We start from the raw sequence: 24,536 nt of genomic DNA, 5'->3' as shown, positions 1-24,536 counted from the left end.
ATCAGATGGATAAGAGCGACTGTTCTTATGCTTCTGGCCACTTTAAAAACTGTCCTGAGCTGTGCTTGTTCTGCTGCACGACTCGGCAGATGAATCTGCTTGATTCGGTAGCTGAGCAAACAATGCTGCCAGCAGAATGAGCGCATATGCCATGCGCAGGAGTGAGCACTGAGGCGAATCTCAGAGCCATCTTACAAGATCCGCGATCGAGTCCAGGACACAGTCTGGCTTCACTCCCAAGCGCTCTGCATGCTCCGGCCGGTATTTTCCCGTTCTGACAAGAATGCCCAGCATGCCGACCCTCTGGGCTCCGCCGACATCTGTGATTATGTCGTCCCCGATCATGGCAGCATCCTGTGGATTCACACCCATATCATTCAGAGCGAGGCTGAAGAATTCCGGCGACGGCTTGCCCACGAGCTCCGCCCTCTTTCCGGTCGCATACTCGAGCGCTGAAACAAACGGTCCAGCGGAGAGGACAAACCCCTCAGAGTCCCGCCAGTAACGGTCCATCTCAAGAGCTATAATATCAGCGCCCTCCAGGACGTGATTGAACGCCCTGTTCAGACGCTCATATGTGAAGTTGCTGCCAGCATCGCCTATAACCACAAAATCCACATCGTCCTCCGCAAGCACTACACCAGCATCCTCGAAGTCCCTGTGGACATCCCCTGTTGAGATGAGATAGCATCTCCTCTTCCCGGATCGATGGATCCTCTCGATTGCCGCAACAGATGGCGTGAAGATACGCTCAGGCTGTATCCTGTATCCCATCTCAGAGAGCCGCTTCGCAACGGATGCCCTGCATCTCCGAGTGGAGTTTGAGATGAACCTGAATCTGTACCCCTTTTCCTCCATAAGCTTCAGACACTCCCTCGCGCCGGGAACCGGGCTCCCTCCAACATATAGCACGCCATCAAGGTCCATGAGAAATGCAGAGATCCGCGACATCATATAAGTGAGATAATTCTCAAAAGATAAATGTAGCTCTCAATCCCAGTGTCCGAATGAGGATTAGGTGTTTCCGGCAGGCAGAAGGTGAAGGTCCGGATTTCCTGGCCAAAGCTCCTATTCGGACAGCTCCTTCCGACGTACCACAACCTATTAAAAACCAGGACATCCTCGGGTTGTTATGCGGCTACTCTTCGGCAGGCCGATTCCAGGTATAGTGAATGCCATAAAGAACCTCAGATCAAAGGGCTACCTGATCCAGGCACTTGATGCTGCAATGGTTGTGAGCGAGAGGCATGTGTTTTACGCAGCAGAGAAGGCCATAGCAGCATTCCAGGAGGGCAGAAACGTGGCGAAGGACCTCGGCATAGAGATCCTGAGATACGCATCCGGCCAGAGGCAGATAGAGAAGGCGCTGTCTCTGGGTGTGTCAGATGCGACAGAGCGTGTCGCCCTGCTCATCGTCGACGATCTCGAGGAGGTTGAGGTCAGAAGGATCGCAAACACGCTCATAGAGCCCGATGATCTCGGGATCTCCTTCAATTCTGAGCGTGTGAGGGGATTCTACGATATATCAGACGCCGAAATAGAGGCTGCTGGAGAGGACAGGATACCGGATCTGGTTCTGGAGAGGGTGGCGCTGGTCGATGCGTACAGGTAGCATCCGGCGGGAGGAGAGCATGAAGGAGGAGTTCTACACACAGAAGCGCTGGCTTAACTGGATGAACAAGGTAAAGGAGAGCCAGTTCAGGCTCCCCGAGTCCGAGCAGGACGCTGCAGGGGCGGTTTTTGTATACATCATGGACGATGTGATCCTGGCATGTCTGAAGGTCATAGCCAGATTCGAGAAGGGTATACTCAGCCAGGATGAGGCGCTTGCAACGATAAGAAACATAAGAGAGATCGTCTCAGCGGAGCACGAGAGCCTCGGCGAGGATGCGGATATGATGCTCTCCTCGCTCAGAACATCGCTGGCCGCAGTCTTCGAATCGTGCAACAGCTACATCCTGGGTGATTACGACAGAGATCGAAAAATGGAAGAGATGATCAGCGATGCTGTGAAGGCCGAGACTGACGGAAGGATCGAGGACGCCCTGGCTGTTGTGGGCAATATCGGCGCAAGGGTGATAGCCGGAGAGCGACCGCCGGAGATCCCTGATATGGATTACTGCGTTGTGGCTGAGCTGCTTGATGGAATAGATGCGATAGCCGCTGCGATGGTCGGTGACACGAGCTACAAAGAGGAGGACGGGAGCCCGCTCGAGGAGGAGATATGAGCTACCGTGTAATGATCTCGCATCCGCTCTCCGTCACTATCACAGTGTGCTCAGCCTGCGAGACCATCGCGCCCTCGACCTCCCAGAGCACAGGATATGTGTGAACAGCCCCGGCGCGGATAAGCCTCTGGAGGGAGTAATCTATGCTCTCCCCTCTCAGCCAGCGCCGGGCGAACGGCAGTCCGTTGAACCTGGTCTCGATCTCAGCAAGCATCGCCCTTGCCCTCCTGTCCCTGACAGGCCTGCGGGATGTGAACCCGAATATCTCCACCACAGGCGCATCAGATATTCTCCCCGAGCCGTTCGTCGCAAACGGCTCTATCGCGATCACATCACCGGGCCTGAGCTCCACGCCTGATGTGCAGGACCTGTTGGGCACGGTCGGCTCTGTGTGCGCGTTGAACCTGGAGAGGCCATGACCGGTCAGGTTCGATACAGGCCTGAATCCATATCCCTCGATCGCAGACTCGATCGCCCTTCCAATCTCACATGTGCTCACTCCGGGTGCGACCAGCTCAAGAGCCACATCCAGCGCCGCCCTGGATGCATCCGCGAGCTCCGGATGTCCGCTCAGGTCGACGGTCACAGCCGCATCCGCGATGTAGCCATCGACATGCACCCCTATGTCGAGCTTTACCATCTCCTCGCCGAAGACTGCATCATCGTTCGGTTTCGGGGTGTAATGAGCAGCCTCGCGATCCCGGGATATGTTGCATGGGAATGCAGGCTCTCCGCCCAGCTCCCGGATGCTGCTCTCCACGTAATCCGCAACCTCCAGAAGCGATACGCCGACGTCTATCTTCGCAGAGGCTTTTCCGAGGACGTCTGCAAGTATCCTTCCTGCAGCCCTGTATTTTCTCAGCACATCATCATCCATAGAGAGGGACGCGTCTGATACGCACCCCGTTCACCTCCTCAGAGCAAAGATGCGATCTCACGTGCAGAATTCTCAAATGCTGCCAGCAGAGAAGGGGCAGCTTCCTCCCGGTCATCCGCGCGTCTACCCCTGGAGCACCTTTCGGGCGGCGTTCAGACCGGCATCTATGGCGGCCTTCAGCCCTCCAGCATTCGGTCCTCCGCCCTGGGCCAGATCCGGCTTTCCCCCTCCCCCTCCTCCGATGTACTTTGCAGCTGCCCTCACGATATCGGCAGCGTTCAGGCCCCTCTCGATCCCGGACCTTCCCACAGAGACTACGATCTTGGCCGCGCCGCCGCTGGCCCCGCCGAGTATCGCGGTTATGTCCCTCTCAGAGAGCATCGCCGCTGCCTTGAGCAGGGTCTCGCCGTCCGATTCTCCTATATCCCTGGCGACGATCCTCACACCGTTCACATCCACAGCCTCCGCGGATAGCGTCAGTATCCGGACCCTTGCGATCTCCTCCTTCAGATGCTCTATCTCCTTCTGCTGGTCCTTCCACTCCTCAAAGAACCTGGACACTGTCCTGGGAAGCTGCTCTATCGGCACCCTCAGAACCGATGCTGCCTCTGCGAGAATGTCGTCCCGCTCCTGTATTCTCTGCACAGCTGCCTCTCCAGCTGCGAACTCTATCCGCTCCACGCCATCCTGAACCCTCTCGGTCCTGAGTATCTTTATCGGGCCTATCATACCTGTGTTCGTCACATGCGTGCCTGCGCAGGCCTCTATGTCAGACCCCACCCTGACGACGCGGATCTCCCTGCCCGGAGGCACGCCTCCCTGGTAGAGCTGGAATCCGAAGAGCCTCTCAGCCTCCTCGCGCGGCATGAATTCCGTGATCACGGGGATCATCTCCATCACGCGCCGGTTCGCCTCGAGCTCTATCGCCTTCAGCTCCTCATCAGAGATCCTCCTGTAGTGGGATATGTCCAGCCTGGCCCTGTCCTCGCTCTTCTGAGCGCCGGCCTGCCAGACGTGCCTCCCCAGAACACGCTTCGCGGAGTCGTTGACGATGTGCGTGGCCGTGTGGTGCCTCGCATGCGCCATTCTCCTTCGCATATCGATCCTTCCGGTGACCATGTCGCCTGGTGAGAGCCCCTCCTGCTCCACCCGGTGGAGGACAACGCCATCTATCATCTGGACGTCATTGACGTTAAACACCTGCCCGTCCCTCACCAGGACGCCATGATCCGCCGGCTGGCCTCCGCCTTCAGGATAGAAGAGGGTTCTGTCAAGAACAACAGACCCCTCGAATATCCCGAGGACTGTTGCCTCGAACTCCTGATCGAAGGGTCTGTAGTAGAAGAGGCGCTCGGTCTTCTCGAAAGGCGGTGAGCGTGTCTCGACCTCCCTCTGCTCAGCCCTGCTGTGGGTCGATGCGACTATGGAGTAGAAGTTGTCCGGCAGCTCCACATCCACGCCGAGTGCGCCTGCTGTCTCCCTGGCGATCTCGGGAGGGATCCCGTGAGTGTCGTATAGTGATACGAGCTCTGTGAGGGGTATTCTTCCGCCCTTCTTCGAGTAATGCGATGCGATCTTGGAGACCATCCTGCTCCCCTTCTCCAGGGTCTCTGCGTACCTCTCCTCCTCCAGCGACAGGATCTCCGAGATCGTCTCCATCCGCTCACTCCAGTCATCGTAATCGAGTTTTGATATCTGCATCTCAACGATCTCTGAGAGCGGGATCTCCAGCTTCAGATCTTTCATCATCCTGAGGGTTCTGCGAATCACGAGCCTCGCGAGGTAGCCGGCCTTTACATTCGAGGGTATTATCCCATCGCCGAGCATGTACGCCAGGCATCTGGTGTGATCCGCTATCGCATAGATCCTCTCCATGGGCGCCATTATGCGCTCGAGCCTCTCAGGAGTCGTGTTTATGCTCTCTGCGATTCTCCTCCTCAGATCCCTCAGCGATGCCTCCCCGAGATCGATCATGCCTGCGAGCCTGGCATTTCTCGCGAAGATCTCCGCGTACTCCGGATCCTGGAGATCGTGCTCCACACCTGCCAGATCGGAGAGTTCTCTCACGATGTCCGGGAAGACCGCGTCGTATATCGTGGGCGATCCCTTGGATGCCCACACGAACCTCTCGAGCCCATATCCTGTGTCCACGATGTAGTTGTCCATGCGGCTGTAACGCTCGCCCTTTATGAGGCACTCTCCCCTGGGATCGAGCCTGAGATTCATGAAGACCAGGGTCGCGAGCTCGAGACCGCCGACGAGGACCTCGAGGCTCGGGCCTGCGTTGCCGCCTCCTGCCCATGGGGACTCTTTGTACGTAATGCTCTCAGGATTCACGCCCAGCCCGAGGAGGAGCTCATCACACAGCTCCACGGTCCTGTCCTTCCAGTAGATCTCATGCTCCTTTGTGTTGAAGACGTGATGCGCCATCATCTCAAATGTCGTGAGATGTCTGCCGCTCCGCCCCACGGAATCAAGATCGTCCAGCCTGATGCACGGCTGGGATATGGTGAGAGGGTTGGCAGGCGGCGGGACCTGGCCTGATGTCACAAAAGGCTGGAAGTCGGCTATCGATGCTATGGTGAGGTAGATATCATCCCTCCATCTCGCAACCACAGGATACCTCGGCACCCTGGTGTGACCGTGCGCCTCGAAGAAGCTCAGATAATGCTCGCGCATCGAGTCCAGTTCCATCTCCCTGAAAACAGGAGAGCCTATGAATGAGTATGGATCACACGGGGGATCCCCGCAGGTCCTCCTCGAGGCGTCCCTGGTCCAGAACCTGCCGCCGCAGCTCTCGCAGACCTTGCGAACAAAACCCTCTGCCCTGAAGAACTCCAGTTGATACTCATCCTCGGGAAACATATCAATCTACCAGCGTGATACAGAGCGAATATCTTATCAGCTCTAAAAGACTTTCTGAGCACGATGGAGCTCTTCCCATTCGGCAGGCATCCGAAGCGCGTGCTGAACGAGATGAAGTGGCGTGGTCTCGATCTCGATGATGTGGAGTTAGAGATACTCCACAGGGGCGCGCCATCGGACAGGATCCGTGCAAGAGCGAGCGAGATCACTCTCGGCAGGTCGTTCTTCACGTACATGGGCACCGAGATACCATACCACAGGATCGAGAGGATCGTCTACAGGGGCCGAACAGTATTCTCGCGCGCGGATATCGTGAGGGGTCAGCAGTCGTCAACCACATGAGCGCTTTCGCTCTCTGCATGATCCTGCAGGGTCAAACTCCGAATGCTTCTGATGCTCCGAGCTGTTGACGGCGGTGTTTCTGATGGACCTCGAGGCGCTGCTGAGGTACATAAACGAAAGGCGTGTGAGAATACAGTTGAACGACTGCTTCATGAGCGGTTACTCCTCTGTCAGGGGCACAGAGCCTGGCATTCAGGATACATTCTTCGCCATTGCGTCTCTCCAGATGCTGAACGCCGCCTGCCCGGATGACGAGATCGTGTCTTTCATCCGCAATCATGATCATCTCGATCTCAGCCGCGCCTATTACGCAGCAGGATGTCTGAGGCTGGCCGGATGCATGCCTGAGCTGATCGACGGAAAACTCGAATGGCGGTACCGCGGAGAGCATCACGATATAGAGTGTTTCATCCCCCGAACTCCGCTCATCAGATACTTCGAGTACGACCTCTACGGAATGTACGGATCCAGCATCTTTTCGTCCTCCCTGGGCACGCTTCTCAAGCGCCTGGTGCTTGGCGCGGTTAGCCCAGATGAAGAGATAGAAGGGATCGTGCGATCTGCGCTTCTGCTGCTGGAAGGAAGCCGTGAGCTCGTCAGAGCCCACATGGCGCTGGAGATACTGGACGCGATCTCTGAAAGAGGGTCTCTGGTGAAGCTCCCGGAATCTCACATCAAAATCCTCTCCAGGCTGCTTGAGAGATGCGAGACCGCGAGGGGATACACGCCAACCCCGGAATCCACCACAGAGACCCTTGAGAGCACATACGCAGGCTGCATGATAGCGAGGCGTCTGAAATACAGAGAACCTCGAGGGCTCAGATCATTCGTCGACCTTCTGCAGAACGATAACGGAGGCTTCAGGAGGTCTCCCTTCGGCGGCATATCGGCACTCGAACACTGCTACCTGGCACTGCGGGTCGCTGGATTTGGCAGAGATCATGAATCCTGGTCCGTGAGATGATGAAAGGGATCGATTGCTGCTCTGTTAACGATGCATTCCTGTATTCCTCCGTGATCTTTCAGCCTGTCCGGGGCGATCCCGACTCAAAGTAGTCGCATCTGTCGACGCCCTCCAGCTCGATCAACACCGGCGTGCAGGTCCCAGCCCTTATCGCCCTGAGGGTGGCATTGAACACAGCACCCTCCGTTATGTTGTACTTCTCAAGGAATGCCGGCCCCGGGTACCAGGAGTTGCACAGCTGCAGCAGCAGACTGCAGTTCCCGCTCCTGTTGAGATGATCGGAGACCCAAACCGGCAGATCTTCAGACGGCGTGAACTCATACCTCACCTCGTATCCGGCGTATCCCGGTCCTCCTGTGACCCCGGCCTGGCCCACCGATTCGCTGGTCTGCATCACCGAACAGATCGTGGCAGTTCCATTGTACAGGTCGTACTCACAGGACCCGCCAACCATCACCGGTGCATCTTCTGAGTTGTTCAAGAGAGAAGCGCTCCCCTCCATCGATCCGATGCCAGCAGCATCTGCGATGGGTGCAATCAACAGCAGAAAAAAGAACAGAATGCTCATGGTTCTCATATGTGCGAGAACGAGCTGATCGGTTATTTATCTTTCCTGTATGTGGATCTCATGACAGGGATGCATCTGCGCCGCATATGTCCCTGAGGAATCACCGCAGGATCCTGCTGTGTTGTATAATGTTTGAGAATCCGGTAGCATATGGCCAATTCATACTATAGTCCTCTGCATCACTTCATGTAAATCAATTTAAAAGATATTGTATATGTCATACTTCATAGATGATTTTATGCAACATGCTATATTATATTAACTTATGCGTGATACTATAATTGTAATTATAGTAAAATCGATGGCGTTCGATCTACTTAATTATTCAACACGGCACAGGATCCGGAAGTTTTAAATAAAGACTTGAGGTACAAAATAATGCATTAATGCATTAAAAATTACATAATTGATCATGGTGTTGCATCATGTACGGAAAGTCAGTCAGGCTGGAGAGGATTGTGAACCGTGCGACCGGGCGCTCTGTCATAGTGCCGATGGACCATGGCGTTACTCTGGGGCCGGTGAGAGGCATAAGATCTCTGAAGAGCACTGTGGATGCTGTAGCGTCAGCCGGAGCAGATGCGGCTGTTGTTCATAAGGGTGCTGCGATATTCGGCCATCGTGGCTATGGCCGCGATCTTGGCCTGATAGTTCATCTCTCAGCATCCACATCACTTGGCCCGGACCCGAACAACAAGGTGCTCGTGGCCACTGTGGAGGAGGCCATAAAGCTCGGAGCAGATGGTGTAAGCGTCCACATCAATATCGGTGCTGAGGACGAGGCTCAGATGCTTTCCATCCTCGGATCTGTATCGAGAAACTGCCAGGAGTGGGGGATGCCGCTGATGGCGATGATGTATCCACGCGGGCACAGGATCTCGAATGAGTATGCGGAGGAGTTCGTCGCACATGCAGCCAGGGTTGGCGCCGAGCTTGGAGCTGATATCGTCAAAACATCCTATACAGGAGATCCGGACAGTTTCTCCCGGGTCGTGGATGGCTGCCCTGTGCCGCTGGTCGTGGCTGGCGGGCCCAAGGTCAGCTCCGAGATGGAGCTGCTGAGAATGGTCCGGGACGCCATAGACGCTGGGGCGAGCGGCGTCGCCATAGGCAGAAACATATTCCAGCACGAGAACCCATCGATCATCACGAGAAGGATATGCGCTGTGGTGCACAGGGGATACACGCCAGAGGAGGCGATGGGCATCACAGAATGCAGGTAGCTCTCACTTCTGCAAACTGAGAAGCCTATTTCAAATGAACATTTTTAATCCCTGCACGCCTCCATCACACCATGAAACTTGGAGTTCTCTTCAGCGGCGGCAAGGACTCTGTCTTCGCCTGCTACAGGGCGATGGAGAAGGAGGATGTCCGCTGCCTCATCACCCTCATCTCTGAGAATGAGGACAGCTACATGTTCCACACGCAGAACATAGGGCTCGCGGAGCTTGTGGCATCGGCCATTGGTATTGATATGCTGAAGTGGCGAACCCCGGGCGTGGAGGAGGTGGAGCTGGAGGATCTGAGGGATGCCATCATCGAGGCGCTGAGGCTCTATGGCATCGAGGGGATAGTGACGGGCGCAATCGAGTCAGTCTACCAGTCTTCAAGAATCCAGAGGATCTGCAGCGAGCTCGATCTCTGGTGCTTCAACCCGCTCTGGCAGATCGATCAGCTCGATTATCTGAGGATGCTGATAGGCTGCGGCTTCAGGGTCATTGTGACGGGCGTCTTCGCATACCCCCTGGACGAGAGCTTTCTGGGGGCGGAGATCGATGATGGGATGATAGCAAAGCTCGAGGGGCTTCAGAGAAGATACGGGATAAGTCCCTCGGGAGAGGGTGGCGAGCTGGAGACGCTGGTGCTGGACGGGCCGATATTCAGGAGGCGCCTGGAGGTGCTCAGAGCCACACGGCTCTTCAGCGGTAATCGGGGGAGGTACGTGATCGAGTCCGCGAGGCTCGTGGAGAAGCCCGGGCATCTGAATTGCGTGGATGTGCGGAGATGATAACGTGATTCTTGTCCTGGACCTATGCTATCGGGATGGCTCCCTCTCCAGGTACGAGTTCGTCGATCCTGTTGCAAATGCGCTTCGCAGGGCCGGCGCGAAGATAGATATTCTGCATTACAGAGAGCTTGATGATCCAAGCGGTTATGAGAAGGTGGTGCTCTGCGGCACGGCTCTCAAGGACAGGCGCTGTCTTTATGATGAGCACCTCTCCTGGATACGGCAATGGAGACGCCCGATGCTTGGCATAGCCACCGGCGCAGCTGTCATATGCTCTGTTCTCGGCGGAAGAGTGCTGCCAGGCATCCACATCGGGATGGAGGACGTGAAGATCATCGCAGAGACCCGGCTTCTCGGAGAGCCGCGGACGATACCCGCGTTCCATCTGCACAGCTTCCGTCTGGTGCCTCCGTCTGAACTGATTGAGGTTGCAGAGGAGTGTGAGGCGTTTGTGTGCCGTGATCGCCCTGTCTACGGCCTTTTATTCAATCCCGAGGTCAGAAACCGCTGGATCCTCGAGAGGTTTGTGAGGTGCGACACGTGAGCTGCATGCCGGCAGCATGATATGCACCTCTGGCTTCCGGGCACAGGCCCGGGAATGGCGGATCGTGCTCAGGCGCGCCACTGCTGGAGTAAAGGATATATACCATGAGATGGCTGGGATGTGCTTCTGTCAAGGAACTCGATGCATCAGGATGACCCACGGTTGATCTCACCACTTATTCTGATTCTTGTGCTCGTGCTCATAGCTCTCAGGCAGGTCGGCGGGCTCAGGCTGAAGATATGGCAGATAATGACAGGCGGAGCGGTAGCTGTCGTCGCGCTCGGCGAGATATCCCCGGTGGATGCCATGAGATCGATCAACGCCGACGTCATGGTCTTTCTTGCAGGCATGTTCATAGTCGGGGAGGCGATGCGTCGGAGCGGCTATCTCTTCCATCTCACCAACCGGCTCTTCGGCAGGGCTGAGAGCACAGACAAGCTTCTCATAATGCTGCTCTTCGGGATGGGCATGCTCTCCGCATTTCTCATGAACGACACCATAGCGATAATAGGCACCCCTGTGGTGCTTTACCTCTCAAGGGTACACAGAGTCGCACCGGGCCTCATGCTCCTCTCGCTGGCGTTCGCAGTGACAATAGGAAGCGCGATGAGCCCAATCGGCAACCCCCAGAACCTGCTCATAGCGATCGACGGTGGCCTGGAGAACCCATTCGTGGACTTCTTCGGCAATCTATTCATACCGACATGCATCAACCTCTTCATAGTCTATCTCCTGCTGAGGGCCTTTTACAGGAAGGAGTTCCGGAGGCTGGATCTGATACCTGTGAATGATGCACTTAGAGATGTACATCTCGCAAGACTGTGCAGGATCTCTCTCGCCATGATCGTTGTTCTCATACTGCTGAAGGTTGTGGCTGTGATATGGGGCGCTGGAGAATCGTTCAGGCTGACATACATCGCTGTGGCAGCAGCTATTCCGATCCTTCTGAGCAACCGCAGGTGGGAGATACTCAGGGGAATCGACTGGGAGACTCTGATATTCTTCGCATCGATGTTCGTTCTCATGGAGGCTGTGTGGAGGTCCGGCTTCATCCAGGGCTCGCTGAATCTGGGCAGCGATGAAATCGCCTCCATACCCATGGTTCTCGGGCTGAGCGTAACACTGAGCCAGCTGGTCTCGAATGTGCCCTTCGTCGCACTCTACCTGCCGGTGCTCAACCAGATCGGAGCGACCGCACAGGCAATGGTTGCGCTGGCCGCTGGAAGCACCATTGCTGGCAACCTCTCGATACTCGGGGCCGCAAGCAACGTCATAATCATTCAGAATGCAGAGAAGGACGGAGCCACGATAACGTTCATGGAATTCATCAGGGCCGGCATCCCTCTCACAGCAGCGAACCTGGCCGTCTACTGGCTCTTCCTGGAGATCCAGCCCGCTCTGTGAGGTGCACAGAGATCGGATCTCAGAAAGCCCATCCCATGATGTGAAGCGCTATCACCATCAGGGCGCCGAGAGCTCCGCCGAACGCGCATATCAGGACAACAGGCCAGTCATATCCTATGCCGAGACCTGCTGCCGCATTTGCGAGGTAGAGCACGAAGAGGCCTATGAGCGCGTTGACCACAAATGTCCTGAGAGATTTCAGGATCACGATCAGGCCGATCAGGACTGCGATCAGCAGCAGTAGCATGCCGAGCTCGATCACACCATCATCCCCACGTGCAGATGTTCAGGATCATCAGACTTAACCATTTTGAGCAGAATGGAGACAGCTCTGACCACTGAGGCCGCGCCTAGAAGGTGCTCTGAGACTGGCCGTATCTTCTGAGGTACGACTCGATGTACCTTCTCGCCTTTTCTCCCCTGTAGACGCCTGCATGCCCCTCGCAGAGCACATCGATATTAAGTGAGAGCAGCCTGGCCATCGACTCCCTCCACTTCGCCAGATCCGAGCCCCATTTTGGCGAGAAAGGCCCATGGATGTCCTGCCCGAACAGTACCCTGCCGTCCTGTGTGTCGATGAATGGCGATATGGATCCCGGAGTGTGTCCTGGCGTGTGGATCATGTGGAAATCAAGGTCTCCGATGCGGATCACCTCATCCTCCCCCTTCAGGGATACATCGACCTTTACAGGTATGTATTCAACGCCGTAGAGGTCTGCAGCTGTGAGATCATCATGCACTTCCTCTATGCCCCTCCGGTCCAGCTCATGCGCAATGACCTTTGGCCCGTAGAGGTTCACCAGCGGCGCTATACCCCCGATGTGATCGATGTGGCAGTGTGTCGCTATGATGTACTTTATCCAGTGCGGCTCGTATCCCGCAGACTGGACGTTTCTCAGGATGTTATCCACACTCCTCCCGAGGCCGGCATCGATGAGGGCGAGATCATCACCACAGTCGACAAGATACACGCAGCAGTCATCACCGCCCGATATGCCGGGGCCCCCGACCGCATAAACCCTGTCGCACACGTTCCTGTATCGCATGAGAGCATCTTGTGGGAGCGTGTACTTAACCGGATCGGATGATGACGGAGATGTGAGGTTCTCAGCCGGGATGGTCCGCAGATTGTGCATGAGCTCCATATGTCATCGGTTAAGGCTGTCTGACGCAGGAATGGATCAATAATTTTTACATGGGTGATGCCTTGAAATTAAGCGTTATGATGATTTATATCGATCTCATCAAGTGGCACAGGTGCGATAGTAGTAAATTGTCAAATATTCATCATAATATCTTTCATGGAAATCCTTAACCGATGACCAATGGCATGAGCACAGGTCTCACACCACATAGCATCGCGACCATGCGATATATGCTGACTGGAGTGGATGCATTTGCTCTTATCCATCTGATAACCTGCCCTAAGAAAAGCCACGCCACACGCTCGTTTCGACTTATCTTCGACTGCGTCGAATGCCTGGCGAGAGTATGAGTGCATTCAGCAATGAGCTTGCAGTTCTTCAAGTTGCTGGATGCATAAGAGCAGATGCATTTTCCCGATCTCTACAGCACCCGTATCGATCTGAAGAGATCTATGCTGCGGTTGCCCCATATCGTGGAGCGCGCGACGATTATGTGGCGCCCCCAGCCGTCGTCGCCATCAGGGCTGAAGCATATCAGGCGCATCTTCGGATAGTAGAGATCTGTCGCATTTATGAGAACTCCATTATGAGCATCCACCTCAAAATCCACATGCTCTGTGCTCCAGCCCTGCGGGATCAGGTGCTCCGCAAACGGAAGCATGCTCTCCACGCTCACGTTCATCTCTCCATCAAGCCTGTGAAGCTCCAGAATGACATCATTCGCATGTCCGATGGTTGTGGAGTGAAGTGTGCAGTTGAACGGCCCATGAGTCTCCTCGATCGTCTCACGGGTTACAACATACGGATCCGGCACGCAGCTCATATCGATGTAGATGTCCACCGGTCCGAGGGAAATCGTTTCTGCGCCTGCGTCACAGCAGAGCGTGCTGAAGATCAAACAGATGAACATGCATGCGGCTCGCATATCGGTCATGGATCAACCTCCTTTGTGCAGGGCAGCGGGAACTCTCTCAGGTGGTTGACACCTCCTTCCAGAGCCTCACCGCGTCCTTACCATAGCCGTAGTAGTTCCTGAGCAGCTCCCCATCAACATATCCAGCTCTGCGGTAGAGGTTCAGCGCGGCTGTATTCGAGATCGCGGCCTCGAGCCTGAACCGCCTCGCACCAGCTGCCTGCATCTCCCTCTCGATGGCATCAAGCAGCGCTGATCCCACCCCCTTTCGTCTGTGATCCGGAGGCACATCGAGCGTATATATCACGCCTGTTCTTCCGGAGAGATACCCTATCACAAATCCCATGATCTCGTCATCGCAGGCCACAAGGGCTGTCGCATTTCTCAAAAGAAATGAGAAGAGACCTCTTGTGAACAGGACCTCCTCTGGAAAGCAGAGCCTCTCGATCTCCACGATCCTGTCGAGATCCTCAATGCAAGCTCTGCGGATCCGCATGTGTTCAGGGCTTCCTGTGCTCCGAAACCTGTCTCACGACCTCCACGTATGCTCCGAAGATCTCGGGTATGTCGATCGTGCCAATAACATCGACCACACCGACAGCAGCAAGTACACGATCCCCGAGCCTGATAGGTGCGACGGATACCGGAACCCCCCTGAAGGCGCCGCTGGACGGTATCGTTCTCACCGCCCTTCCGGATCTGAGAACGTCCTCCAGGACAGGGCCTGTGTAGTCGTCATCGACCACCTTTCCTCTCTCCACCCTCACGCCTCTGGCTCCGGCGCTCCTCATGGTGACGGGAAGGTTGAGTATCTCGTTTATGGCGATTGCGATGGGTGCGAGCTCCTCAGCACCTGAGTTTTCTGATATCTCTATCCTGGGCATAAAAATTTCTATTGTGCTGCAGGGAGATAAGCATTGCTTATGGCTGCTGATAGCATCTGGTGTTAGCGTGGCAATTTTGATGCAATAACAATTGTGAATAATCATGAATTGATGCCGTTTGTTGCAAAATCACAAAAATAGCTCAGACCAAAAACATCCGTCATAAAATTGCTCAGCAAGGATAGTTTTTTATGAGGGCCATGATTAACGGAGTATGTCACAGACACGCACGCATTCACGCATCTGCACTGCGGGTCCGTGATAAAAGGAGGGGCATGATTATGGAGAGGAAACCTGCAACTGAGAGCATCGATCCGGCCGCCACGAGGATGCTGCGCGAGGCCCGCAGGGCTGGTCTTGAGACTGCCTGGGACCGTTTCAAAAAACAGCAACCGCAATGCGGATTCGGACAGCTTGGTATATGCTGCCGCAACTGCAACATGGGGCCGTGCAGGATCGATCCCTTCGGGGAGGGGCCTGATAAGGGAGTATGTGGGGCGACAGCTGACATCATTGTGGCGCGCAATCTCCTGAGGATGATAGCTGCAGGTGCTGCAGCGCATGCAGACCATGCAAGGGATGCAATCATTGTGTTCAAAGAGGCAGCCGAGGGGAAGGCGAGCAGCTATAAGATCAAAGATGAGGCCAAGCTGAGAGCGCTTGCAGCTGAGTACAACATCTCGAGCTGGGAGGAGCGTGGGGATGCAGCAGATCTCGCAAACGCCATGCTCTCGGATTTCGGAAGGCAGGAGGGGTATGTGACGCTCACCCGCAGAGCCCCTGAGAAGCGCCGGAAGATATGGGAGGGGCTGGGCATAATCCCCAGGGGCATCGACAGGGAGATCGTGGAGTGCATGCACCGCACCCATATGGGCGTGGACAATGAACCGCTTCACATCCTGCTGCAGGGACTTAGGACAGGCATCGCCGACGGCTGGGGCGCGTCGATGATTGCGACTGAGGTGCAGGATATCCTCTTCGGGACGCCGTCTCCCAGGAAATCAGAGGCAAACCTGGGCGTGCTGAAGGAGGATGAGGTCAACATCATAGTCCACGGCCACGAGCCCATCCTCTCGGAGATGATAGTGGAGGCCGCGTCAGATCCGGAGATGATCCAGCTTGCAAAGAGCCTCGGTGCGAAGGGGATCAACGTCGCCGGCATATGCTGCACGGGAAATGAGGTGCTGATGCGCCATGGTATTCCTGTGGCAGGGAACTTCCTCCAGCAGGAGCTCGCCGTGATCACAGGTGCTGTTGATGCCATGGTGGTTGATGTGCAGTGCATCATGCCGTCGCTCGGCGGCCTCGCCGCGTGCTATCACACGAAGTTCATCTCGACCTCTCCAAAGGCAGAGTTCCCCGGGGCGCTCAGGATGGAGTTCAGCGAGGAGAGGGCAGCAGAGATCGCAAGGGAGATCGTGAGGACTGCGGTCGAGAACTACAGGAACAGGGACATGAGCAGGGTGATCATACCCAGAGAGAAGAGCGAGTGCATGGTCGGGTTCAGCGTTGAGGCGATACTCAATGCGCTCGGCGGAACACCGCAGCCGCTGATAGATGCGATAGTAAACGGATCCATAAAGGGCATCGCGGCTGTCGTCGGGTGCAACAACCCAAAGGTTCCGCACGACCATGGTCACGTCAACCTCGTCAGGGAGCTGATCAGGAACAACGTGCTCGTAGTAACCACAGGATGCAACGCGATCGCCTGCGCAAAAGCAGGGCTGCTCAGGCCTGCGGCTGCAAAGGAGGCTGGAGACGGTCTCAGAGGCGTCTGCGAGTCCCTCGGCATCCCGCCGGTTCTCCATATGGGATCATGCGTTGACATCAGCAGGATCCTCGTGGTGGCAGCTGCGATCGCGAACAGGCTCGGCGTGGACATGAGCGATCTGCCGGTTGCGGGTGCTGCTCCTGAGTGGATGAGCGAGAAGGCGGTCAGCATTGGGGCATATGTTGTTGCATCCGGAGTGTTTACAGTGCTGGGCACGGTTCCGCCTGTTCTCGGAAGCCCTGTGGTCACGAGAATCCTGACAAAGGACCTCGGCGATGCTGTTGGGGCGACGTTTGCGGTCGAGCCGGATCCGTTCAAGGCAGCCAGACTCATTACAGATCACATTGAGAGCAAGAGGAAGGCGCTGGGCCTGAAGGTGTGATCATGAAGGAGATACTTGTACGCCCTGAGAGGTGCGTGGGCTGCCGCTCATGCGAGATAGCATGCGCTGTCGAGCACTCCCAGAGCAGGGATCTCTTCAAAGCACTATCAGAGATGCCGCAGAAGCGGCTCTACGTGGAGCACGTTCCGGAGCACTCGCTCGCCGTGCCCATGCTCTGCAGGCACTGCGAGGATGCGCCATGTGTTGGAGTCTGCCCCACGGGAGCGCTGACGCAGGACTCCCTCACAGGAGTGGTGCGTCATAACAGAGATCTCTGCATCGGGTGCTGGACGTGCGCCTCTGTCTGCACCTACGGCGTGATCGGGAGGGACAGAAGGGCACGTGCTGCGATAAAATGCGACAGGTGTCCGGATCGTGAGATCCCGGCCTGCGTCGCTGCCTGCCCCACACGCGCTCTGATCTACGGAGAGGTTGAGGAGGTCTCCGGAGCGAGAAGAGCCGCATCCGCCCTCAAGCTCGCGCAGGGTGTGGCTGCAAGCAGCCGGTGATCGGGATGACGTCCAGGACTCCCACAGTATGCCCCTACTGCGCTGTGGGTTGCGGGTTTTACATCACCCCGAACGGCGTGGAGTACATGCAGGACCACCCTGTAAATGAGGGCTCTCTCTGCCCGAAGGGGAACGTGGCCCCTGATGTCCTGAATCACGTGGAGAGGCTGCGGTACCCGATGATGAGAACTGGAGATGGCTGGATCAGGGTATCCTGGAGCGAGGCGCTTGACAGGGTCGCAGAGGAGATGCCGAGGGCTTTGAGGGAGAAGGGTCCGAAGGCCCTCGCATTCCTCGGGTCTGCAAAATGCACCAACGAGGAGAACTACACTTTCCAGAAGATCGCGCGTCTGATGGGAACGAACAGCATCGACAACAGCGCAAGACGCTGCCACTCTCCGACTATCATCGCGCTGCGCCGGATGCTCGGAACCCCTGCGATGACCAATCCAATATCAGATCTCGCGCTGTCCGATTGCATCTTTGTGATCGGATCAAACCTGGCTGAGAACCATCCTGTGGTTGCCCGGTGGATCCTGAGAGCGAAGGACAGGGGAGCGGCTGTGATCGTCGCTGATCCAAGGGTTACGCCAACCGCATGGCTCGCAGATCTCCACCTCCAGCTGAACCCGGGCACAGACATCGCGCTCATCAACGGCATGATCAACGTCATACTCGGCGAGGGGCTGGAGGACAGGTCGTTCATAAGGGAGAGGACCAGGGGATTTGAGGAGCTTGATGTCAGCGATTACACGCCTGAAAGGGTATCATCAATAACAGGTCTAAGTGCCGCAGATATTGTCAGAGCCGCGAGGCTGTACGCAAAAGCCGGTGCATCTTCAATAGTCTACTGCATGGGCATCACCCAGCACTCATGCGGAACAGAGAACGTGACCGCATGCGCTAATCTTGCCCTCATCTGCGGGCAGGTTGGAAGACCCGGCACCGGCATACTTCCACTCCGCGGGCAGAACAACGTCCAGGGGGCATGCGACATGGGGGCCCTGGCCGATTTCTATCCTGGATGGAGATCTGTGGACGATTCCGGGGCGATAGATGAGCTCAGGCGTCTCTGGAATGCGAGATCACTTCCGTTGGGCCGCGGGCTGACCGCTGATATGATGCCGGATGCCGATCTCAGGTTTCTTTACGTGATGGGCGAGGATATTGTGAACTCTCATCCAGCGGTGGCCCGGAGGAGGGAGAGGCTGAAGAGAGGCTTCGTGGTCGTGCAGGACATATTCCTGACCGACACCGCAAAGCTTGCAGATCTTGTGCTTCCGGCTGCTGCCTGGGCGGAGAAGGAGGGGACATTCACATCAACAGAGCGAAGGGTTCAGTGGGTATCTCGAGCACGAGAGCCTCCAGGAGATGCGCGGCCAGATCTCTGGATACTCTCGGAAGTGGCCGCGCGCCTTGGATTCGATCTCCCCCACGACCCGGAGGAGGTCCTGGCGGAGATAAACCAGGCGGTTCCTGCATACGGTGGCATATGCAGGATGAATGCAGGAAGGCGCGGCGGGATCATCTGGCCATGCCCGCATCCAGATCACCCGGGAACTCCTGTTCTCCATACGGAGAGGTTCTCCACTCCAGATGGAAGGGCAAGGATCACCCCAGTCCATCACCCTGCTCCTGAGCGCACATCCCCAGAGCACCCGATGATCCTCATCACAGGACGTGTTGTACTCCACTACAACTCAGGATCGATGACAATGAGGAGTGAAGGGCTTGTGAAACGAGAGCCGGAGCTTCACGTAGATGTGCATCCCGACGATGCCGTGCGGTTCGGCGTGGCTGATGGGGATACCGTCATGATCGAGACGAGATGGGGCAGGGCACGGGCACGGGCGAAGCTCACCCCAGGACAGAAGCGCGGGACTCTCTTCATGCCCTTCCACTTCCCGGAGACTAACCTGGTGGCATCAGAGCTTCTTGATGAGAAATCGATGATGCCCGAGCTCAAGGTTGCTGCATGCAGAATCTGGAGGGCTGATTGATGACCAGGATATACCTTGACCCGGAGAGGTGCATCGGCTGCCGCTCATGCGAGGTCGCGTGCGAGAGGGAGCACGGTCATCCGCGGATATCTGTGGGCGTTGTGGACGATCTGGCAGCTGTGCCCGTATACTGCCACCAGTGTGACGCAGCGCCATGTGTTGCTGTCTGCCACACCGACTCCCTGCGGATTGATGGTGAGATGGTTGTGTTCAATCCGGATCTCTGCACACTCTGTGGTCTGTGCGCCGTTGCGTGCCCCTTCGGAGCGATAGAGCTCGGGTCTGAGATAAAGAGATGCGATCTCTGCAGTGGCACGCCGGTCTGCGTCATGACATGCCCAACAGAGGCTCTTGTGCGTGGAGATGTTGATGCGATAACCAGATCCACCAGAGCGAGGGCTGCAGGCGTTCTTGCAGCCAGGCTGAGGTGATCCACATGAAGGTAGATGAGAGGAGATGCATCGGCTGCCGTGCGTGCTCGGCGATATCAGAAAGCATATCCATATCAGAGAATGCAGGAATTCGGAGCATAACGTTTCGTTCACATGACGACACCCTGACAGAGAGGCTGATCGAGGCATGCCCGGCAGCTGCGATATCAGCGGGCATCGCAGCTGAGATCATCACGCTCACCTTCAGGATGAGACGGTGCAGCGTCTGTGGAGAGCCCTTCGCCACGGAGCGGGAGATCGATCATGTGGCATCCTGTTTCCCTGAGATGCACAAGAACTGGCTCGATCTCTGCCCTGAATGCCGGAGAGACATGCAGCGCAGGTCGCATGCCTGGCAATGCATCCGGATCAGGGGAGGGGTGTGAGGAGAAAAGCTCTTCTGGATAGACGCGCCACCAGATGCGCCCGCATCACTCACGGGAGTGCACATCCGCGAATCATCAGAGATCCAGGCCGGGCTTTTGGACATCGATGAAGTTGTTGATGAGCCCACTCGCTCTCAGTTGTTCGCTCTTTTGTGTCTGAAAGCGCATGCCAGCCAGATTCGCTCTTCGGGAATGGAAGAACAGCCGCGGTCAATGGATGAGCGCCTGCCATCAGCTGAATGAGACTCAAACAATTCAGCGCACTGCCACTCCACCATCTGGCCTGAAAAGTGGTTTATAGGAAAGGATTTACAGAGATTGTAAGCGCGCCAGGCTGTGCAGCAAAAATGAACCGTGAAGTATGATGAGACCGCCTGTATCTTCGACTCTGATCGCTCTCGTGGTGATTGCAGCAGTGGTACCTGCAGCGATTATGGGGCTGCTTTTCAGCACGGAGGTCAGCCGGATATCGGGATCGATCCAGGCGCAGCTCGGCGATATCAACAGCACCGCGATAAACTACTCCTCAGGAGCAACAGATCAGGAGATCATTGTCACCTCCAAGGCGCTGCAGTACGAGGAGTTCTTCAGAAGGATCGCAGAGAGCAACCAGTTCGTGGCAGACTATCTCGCATCCGGAATCTCGGACATCGATCGAGTGGCAGATCCGAACAGCTCCCTGTCACTGACCCTGAGAAGAGCGATAAAGAGAAACAGCGCGATAGAGCACATATACCTGGCTACCGCTGATGGGAGGCTCGCCACATGGCCTGAGGCGGACGGTATCAGGAGGACTGCAAGGAATGCATCTGAGATCAGTTCATTGAGATGGTACACCGCAGCACAGGCTGCCGGAGGAACAGTGTGGATCCCTGGAGATGATATGCACCTGATATGCGCAGCGCCTGCTTACCGTAACATCACGCTCTACTGCGTTGCTGCATCAGAGGTATCTCTGTCAGATATCTATGCAGATCTCTCAGGGCTGAGAGGCAGCGGTTATCCATTCATAGTGAACAGAACCGGCGATCTTGTGATGATGCCGAAGGTGAGGAGGGGGGACTCTCCCTGGGACAATCTTCTCCTCTCCGGGAACCTCTACGGATCCAACATCTCTGCATTCGCAGAGCTCGGCGATCGCATCTCGAAGGGCAAGAGCGGATCCGATTTTCTCACGATAGATGGCCGGGGCTGGTTTGTGGTTTATTCGCCCGTGAAGAGCGTCGGCTGGACTGTTGTTGTTGCATACCCCTCCGAGAAGATGATGGTGCCTCTCAGCCTCATGGAGAGCAGCTTGAACTCCATCAGCCAGAGATCTGCGGAACTCATGCGCAGCTGCGCAGCTACGATACTCTCCAGAGGTCTGCTCCTTATGCTCATCTCCGGCGCGGTATTCGGATTGATAGGAATAACTCTCCGCAGGCAGTTCAGAAGATCTGTGGGGTGCATATCCGAGACTCTGAGGCGCATCGGTGAGGGCGACTTGGACAAGCGCCTGCCTGCAGACTGCGATCTTGAGGGTATCGCGGAATCTGTGGAATCCATGCGCAAATCTCTCAGGGCTATCGTCGACAGGACCAGGGCCGAGGGGTATGAAAGGGGATCTCAGGATAAGGAGAGTTCTGTGCTGAAAACATTCGATCGCTTCCTCTCCGCAGAATCTCTGCCCCTGATCGAGGGATATGATATCTGCGTTCGCCAGATATCGATAGGTGGCACATTCCACGACATCCTGGAGATCCAGCATGGGAAGGTCGCTCTGTGCATGGGCAGGGCGGGTGGAGATTTGCTGGACTCTGCTGTCCTCGCTGCCACCGCCAGGGCGGTTATCAGAGCGCTCTCGTCTCCGCATCCGGATGATGCGATAAAGCGTGCGAATGGCATCCTGGCAAAGAGCTCATCCGCCCCGATCTCCTGCTTCTACGCAGTTCTCGACCAAAACTCGAAAGAGATGGTTTACTCGAATGCAGGACATGCCCCGCCGTTTCTGGTGGGACAGGACGGATCTGTGGATACGCTCTGTGGCGATGGGATATCCATGGCGATCAGGGATGATCTCGATATCGGGTATGAGCGGCGATCCATCTCAGATGGGGATGTTCTGGTGATATACTCGGAGGGCATGATCGAGGCGCAGGGCTTCGGCCTGGAGCATCTCATAGGAGTGGTCCGCAGCTCCAGAGCGAATAGCGCATCAGAGATAGCAGACAGTATAGAGCGTGCGGTCCCGAAGAGGTACGGCCTGACGGTCATTGTTGTAAAATCAACCTGAAATGTGGATCGTCTGGGATTTCAGATCTGCGAGCCGGGACCGCCACCGCTCTGGCCGGGCATACAGAACTCCAGTGGGGGTGTGCATGTCGCTAACCGCTGCGTAGACCGTCAGCAGAACCGGCCACCATCGATATCGTCCTCTTTTCTCTGAGTCCTGGATCTGGTCGCGGGAGGGGGGGTGGCTGAGCTGCGCTCCCTGTCAAGCTCATCCTGTATAGCATCCATGAGATCCCTCTTCATCCCCTCGTCCATCTCCAGCATCGCAACCGCAGACATCAGGCTCTCCAGAGCTGCATGTGCCCTGCCCAGATCCAGGCTCTTGCTCTCGAATGCGATGCCCTCCCTGTAGAGGGCGTCTATCTGATCCGGAGGCAGTTTCAGGGCAGTGGCTGCGCTTATCGCCCTTCCGTACATCTCCATAGATATGTAGTACTCAAGGCCGCTGCGCAGCAGCCGATCCGCCTCCTCGGGGAATCCTGCGCTCTTCGTGATCTGGGCTGCCCAGAGGTAGTCTCCAGCATCCACCAGAATATCAACCGCCCTCTGGATCATGCCGTGCTCCCTGCACAGCACCACAGCATATTCAATCTCATTTGCCCTCAGCAGGAGATCTATCGCAGGATCAACAAGCTCATCCGGAAGGCTTCGCAGATTGCTTATTACATACTCAAGCCTCTGCTCAGGCCCCATCTCATCGAAACATTCCTTCAAACTCTTTTTCATTTACATCTCCTGAAGAAAATGCACTGGGAGAGATGCCAACTGTGATCGACATCACTCCGCAGGCTCGAACCTCTCCGCGAGCCTCTTCATCACGTGGGGGAGCGTCGTGTACTCCATCTCCTCAAGCGGCAGCCTGTGAGGCTCAAACGGCCCGTGCGCCCTCATATAGTCGGTGATCTCCAGCACTCTCATCCTGGTGAGATCAAAGGCGACATCCGCGAAGAGATCCACAGGCCCTATGAGAAGCCCGTTGCAGAGCTGGAATCCAGCTGCGATCACCCGCGGCGGGCCGTCGAATCTTGTTGGATGAGCATCTTCGAAGGCGCAGGGCATCAGCGGGCCGTTGTGGGAGCCGCGCATCCATCCCGAGACGAGATGGCCCAGGGCAAACGGCTCCAGAACTTCTCCGAGTGCAGGAAGCCCGGACTGTGCCCTAACGAGCGCGACCGGGTCGTCCTTTCCGACGTATGTTCCCGCGGTCTGGTACAGCTTCTCGGTGCTCACCACCGCGACGGGCTCCTCAGATGGGAGCTTGCCCCCGGGCTTGGGGTATACCCTCTTTATGACATACCGGCTCTTCGCCCCGATGAGCGCCAGGATGTCGTACATCTCCTCGGGGCTGGACATGAACACCTTCTTGTGATCTATTATATCCCATATCTCGAAGATGAAGCCGTGGTGGAGCGTTGGATCTATGACAAGACCTGCCGTGTTGAAGGGGTCCGCAAACATCCTGAAGATGGGAAGGTTGAACGCTCCGGGCTCGGTCTTGTCCATCATGAACGCGACCAGAGGTTCCGCGCCGCGCTCCGTGAACTGCATCTCAGCAACACCGGGCCCCATCCCGCGGACGTTGCCGGAGAACGCATCGCAGAGCAGGTCCTGCCCAGCGCCGTAGAGCTTCAGGCTCTTCGCCTCTGCTGTCGCCTTCTCGAAAGTCTCCCAGGCGATCGCATGGATCTCCGCCTCATCGGTCCCGAGCCTGTGTGTCATCAGAAGCTCGAGATCGTCTCCACATGCCATGACCTTGAAGTCTATGAGCGTGCCTGCGGATTTGGCCTCTGATAAAACCTCCTCAGCCCTCTCGATCAGCGCTGGATGCACGGAGGCATGCCCGGGCCATCCGCCCACATCAGCCTTTATAAGGCTCACAGTTACCTTGCTCATGATCAGCACCAATGCTACAGAGGGAGGGAGACATAAAAAAGTAATCCATACGGGCCTCTCGACATCAGCGTGCCGTGCTGAAGAGGGCATACCGAAGGATACTACCTCTGAGAGTACCCCCCCAGCTGTGCACCCCCGCATCACGAGATCA

25 protein-coding genes are annotated in these 24,536 nt (G+C 56.3%); 14 read left to right on the top strand and 11 right to left on the bottom strand.

The annotated features are described in order from the left end of the window. Window positions 1–180: 180 nt before the first annotated feature. Window positions 181–951, bottom strand: a complete 771-nt coding sequence (locus tag QHG98_02970; protein ID MDH7596691.1) for a TIGR01458 family HAD-type hydrolase — start codon at window positions 949–951, stop codon at window positions 181–183. A 181-nt stretch (window positions 952–1,132) separates the two neighbouring features. On the opposite strand from QHG98_02970, the gene cgi121 reads away from it, so the two are divergent. Then, on the top strand, window positions 1,133–1,612 hold the full coding sequence (cgi121, locus tag QHG98_02965) for a KEOPS complex subunit Cgi121 (protein MDH7596690.1): 480 nt from the start codon (window positions 1,133–1,135) through the stop codon (window positions 1,610–1,612). After that, a complete protein-coding gene (locus QHG98_02960; GenBank protein ID MDH7596689.1) occupies window positions 1,599–2,228 on the top strand; it encodes a DUF2150 family protein in 630 nt (209 codons plus the stop codon). Before cgi121 ends, QHG98_02960 begins: the two co-directional genes overlap by 14 nt. Window position 2,229: 1 nt before the next feature. Here the strand turns inward: QHG98_02960 and map are convergent, their stop codons facing one another. Together map and alaS are read right to left on the bottom strand one after the other, a co-directional pair. Beyond that, window positions 2,230–3,105 carry a type II methionyl aminopeptidase gene (gene map / locus QHG98_02955; GenBank protein ID MDH7596688.1) on the bottom strand — a complete coding sequence of 292 codons (876 nt, stop codon included), beginning with the start codon at window positions 3,103–3,105 and terminating at the stop codon, window positions 2,230–2,232. Between the two features lie 123 nt (window positions 3,106–3,228). Continuing rightward, window positions 3,229–5,970 (bottom strand): alanine--tRNA ligase, encoded by a 2,742-nt coding sequence (alaS, locus tag QHG98_02950; protein ID MDH7596687.1) that lies wholly within the window; start codon window positions 5,968–5,970, stop codon window positions 3,229–3,231. A gap of 63 nt (window positions 5,971–6,033) precedes the next feature. On the opposite strand from alaS, the gene QHG98_02945 reads away from it, so the two are divergent. Together QHG98_02945 and QHG98_02940 are read left to right on the top strand one after the other, a co-directional pair. Then, window positions 6,034–6,312, top strand: a complete 279-nt coding sequence (locus tag QHG98_02945) for an RNA repair domain-containing protein (GenBank protein ID MDH7596686.1) — start codon at window positions 6,034–6,036, stop codon at window positions 6,310–6,312. Window positions 6,313–6,385: 73 nt separating this feature from the next. Beyond that, window positions 6,386–7,276 carry a hypothetical protein gene (locus QHG98_02940; protein ID MDH7596685.1) on the top strand — a complete coding sequence of 297 codons (891 nt, stop codon included), beginning with the start codon at window positions 6,386–6,388 and terminating at the stop codon, window positions 7,274–7,276. Between the two features lie 58 nt (window positions 7,277–7,334). Here the strand turns inward: QHG98_02940 and QHG98_02935 are convergent, their stop codons facing one another. Then, window positions 7,335–7,853, bottom strand: coding sequence for a hypothetical protein (locus QHG98_02935; protein MDH7596684.1), 519 nt, complete (start codon window positions 7,851–7,853; stop codon window positions 7,335–7,337). A gap of 416 nt (window positions 7,854–8,269) precedes the next feature. Here QHG98_02935 and QHG98_02930 point away from each other — a divergent pair, with 416 nt between their 5' ends. The 4 genes from QHG98_02930 (at window position 8,270) to QHG98_02915 (ending at window position 11,800) form a co-directional block, all read left to right on the top strand. Then, complete coding sequence (locus QHG98_02930; GenBank protein MDH7596683.1) at window positions 8,270–9,067, top strand: 2-amino-3,7-dideoxy-D-threo-hept-6-ulosonate synthase; 798 nt, start codon at window positions 8,270–8,272, stop codon at window positions 9,065–9,067. A gap of 71 nt (window positions 9,068–9,138) precedes the next feature. Further along, window positions 9,139–9,852, top strand: a complete 714-nt coding sequence (locus QHG98_02925) for a diphthine--ammonia ligase (GenBank protein MDH7596682.1) — start codon at window positions 9,139–9,141, stop codon at window positions 9,850–9,852. A gap of 4 nt (window positions 9,853–9,856) precedes the next feature. Then, window positions 9,857–10,396, top strand: coding sequence for a hypothetical protein (locus tag QHG98_02920; GenBank protein MDH7596681.1), 540 nt, complete (start codon window positions 9,857–9,859; stop codon window positions 10,394–10,396). A 162-nt stretch (window positions 10,397–10,558) separates the two neighbouring features. After that, a complete protein-coding gene (locus tag QHG98_02915; GenBank protein MDH7596680.1) occupies window positions 10,559–11,800 on the top strand; it encodes an anion transporter in 1,242 nt (413 codons plus the stop codon). 19 nt (window positions 11,801–11,819) lie between these two features. On the opposite strand, the gene QHG98_02910 is transcribed toward QHG98_02915, so the two are convergent. From QHG98_02910 to QHG98_02890, 5 genes are all read right to left on the bottom strand, one after another. Next, window positions 11,820–12,062 (bottom strand): pro-sigmaK processing inhibitor BofA family protein, encoded by a 243-nt coding sequence (locus QHG98_02910; GenBank protein ID MDH7596679.1) that lies wholly within the window; start codon window positions 12,060–12,062, stop codon window positions 11,820–11,822. An 88-nt stretch (window positions 12,063–12,150) separates the two neighbouring features. Then, on the bottom strand, window positions 12,151–12,936 hold the full coding sequence (locus tag QHG98_02905) for an MBL fold metallo-hydrolase (GenBank protein MDH7596678.1): 786 nt from the start codon (window positions 12,934–12,936) through the stop codon (window positions 12,151–12,153). A gap of 430 nt (window positions 12,937–13,366) precedes the next feature. Then, entirely contained in the window at window positions 13,367–13,879 is a 513-nt protein-coding gene (locus tag QHG98_02900; GenBank protein MDH7596677.1) for a hypothetical protein, read from the bottom strand. Between the two features lie 37 nt (window positions 13,880–13,916). After that, on the bottom strand, window positions 13,917–14,354 hold the full coding sequence (locus QHG98_02895; GenBank protein ID MDH7596676.1) for an N-acetyltransferase: 438 nt from the start codon (window positions 14,352–14,354) through the stop codon (window positions 13,917–13,919). 4 nt (window positions 14,355–14,358) lie between these two features. Then, complete coding sequence (locus tag QHG98_02890) at window positions 14,359–14,742, bottom strand: DUF2111 domain-containing protein (protein MDH7596675.1); 384 nt, start codon at window positions 14,740–14,742, stop codon at window positions 14,359–14,361. A gap of 281 nt (window positions 14,743–15,023) precedes the next feature. Between QHG98_02890 and cooS the strand changes: the two genes are divergently transcribed. From cooS to QHG98_02860, 6 genes are all read left to right on the top strand, one after another. Next, complete coding sequence (gene cooS / locus QHG98_02885; protein ID MDH7596674.1) at window positions 15,024–16,895, top strand: anaerobic carbon-monoxide dehydrogenase catalytic subunit; 1,872 nt, start codon at window positions 15,024–15,026, stop codon at window positions 16,893–16,895. Window positions 16,896–16,897: 2 nt separating this feature from the next. After that, complete coding sequence (locus QHG98_02880; protein MDH7596673.1) at window positions 16,898–17,404, top strand: 4Fe-4S dicluster domain-containing protein; 507 nt, start codon at window positions 16,898–16,900, stop codon at window positions 17,402–17,404. A gap of 5 nt (window positions 17,405–17,409) precedes the next feature. Next, entirely contained in the window at window positions 17,410–19,404 is a 1,995-nt protein-coding gene (fdhF, locus tag QHG98_02875; GenBank protein ID MDH7596672.1) for a formate dehydrogenase subunit alpha, read from the top strand. Next, window positions 19,404–19,835 (top strand): 4Fe-4S binding protein, encoded by a 432-nt coding sequence (locus QHG98_02870; protein ID MDH7596671.1) that lies wholly within the window; start codon window positions 19,404–19,406, stop codon window positions 19,833–19,835. The genes fdhF and QHG98_02870 overlap by 1 nt, the downstream gene beginning before the upstream one ends. A 5-nt stretch (window positions 19,836–19,840) precedes the next feature. Then, complete coding sequence (locus QHG98_02865) at window positions 19,841–20,221, top strand: hypothetical protein (GenBank protein MDH7596670.1); 381 nt, start codon at window positions 19,841–19,843, stop codon at window positions 20,219–20,221. A gap of 364 nt (window positions 20,222–20,585) precedes the next feature. Beyond that, window positions 20,586–22,493 (top strand): SpoIIE family protein phosphatase, encoded by a 1,908-nt coding sequence (locus tag QHG98_02860; GenBank protein ID MDH7596669.1) that lies wholly within the window; start codon window positions 20,586–20,588, stop codon window positions 22,491–22,493. A gap of 110 nt (window positions 22,494–22,603) precedes the next feature. Here QHG98_02860 and QHG98_02855 read toward each other — a convergent pair whose 3' ends face one another. Then, window positions 22,604–23,218, bottom strand: coding sequence for a hypothetical protein (locus QHG98_02855; GenBank protein ID MDH7596668.1), 615 nt, complete (start codon window positions 23,216–23,218; stop codon window positions 22,604–22,606). 51 nt (window positions 23,219–23,269) lie between these two features. Next, window positions 23,270–24,385 (bottom strand): fructose-1,6-bisphosphate aldolase/phosphatase, encoded by a 1,116-nt coding sequence (gene fbp, locus QHG98_02850; GenBank protein ID MDH7596667.1) that lies wholly within the window; start codon window positions 24,383–24,385, stop codon window positions 23,270–23,272. Window positions 24,386–24,536: the final 151 nt, after the last annotated feature.

The sequence above is a fragment of the Methanothrix sp. genome, assembly GCA_029907715.1.
In the GTDB taxonomy this organism is placed as follows: Archaea; Halobacteriota; Methanosarcinia; order Methanotrichales; family Methanotrichaceae; genus Methanothrix_B.
The sequence above is the reverse complement of the archived record's forward strand: the minus strand, read 5'-3'. Positions and strand labels throughout refer to the sequence as shown.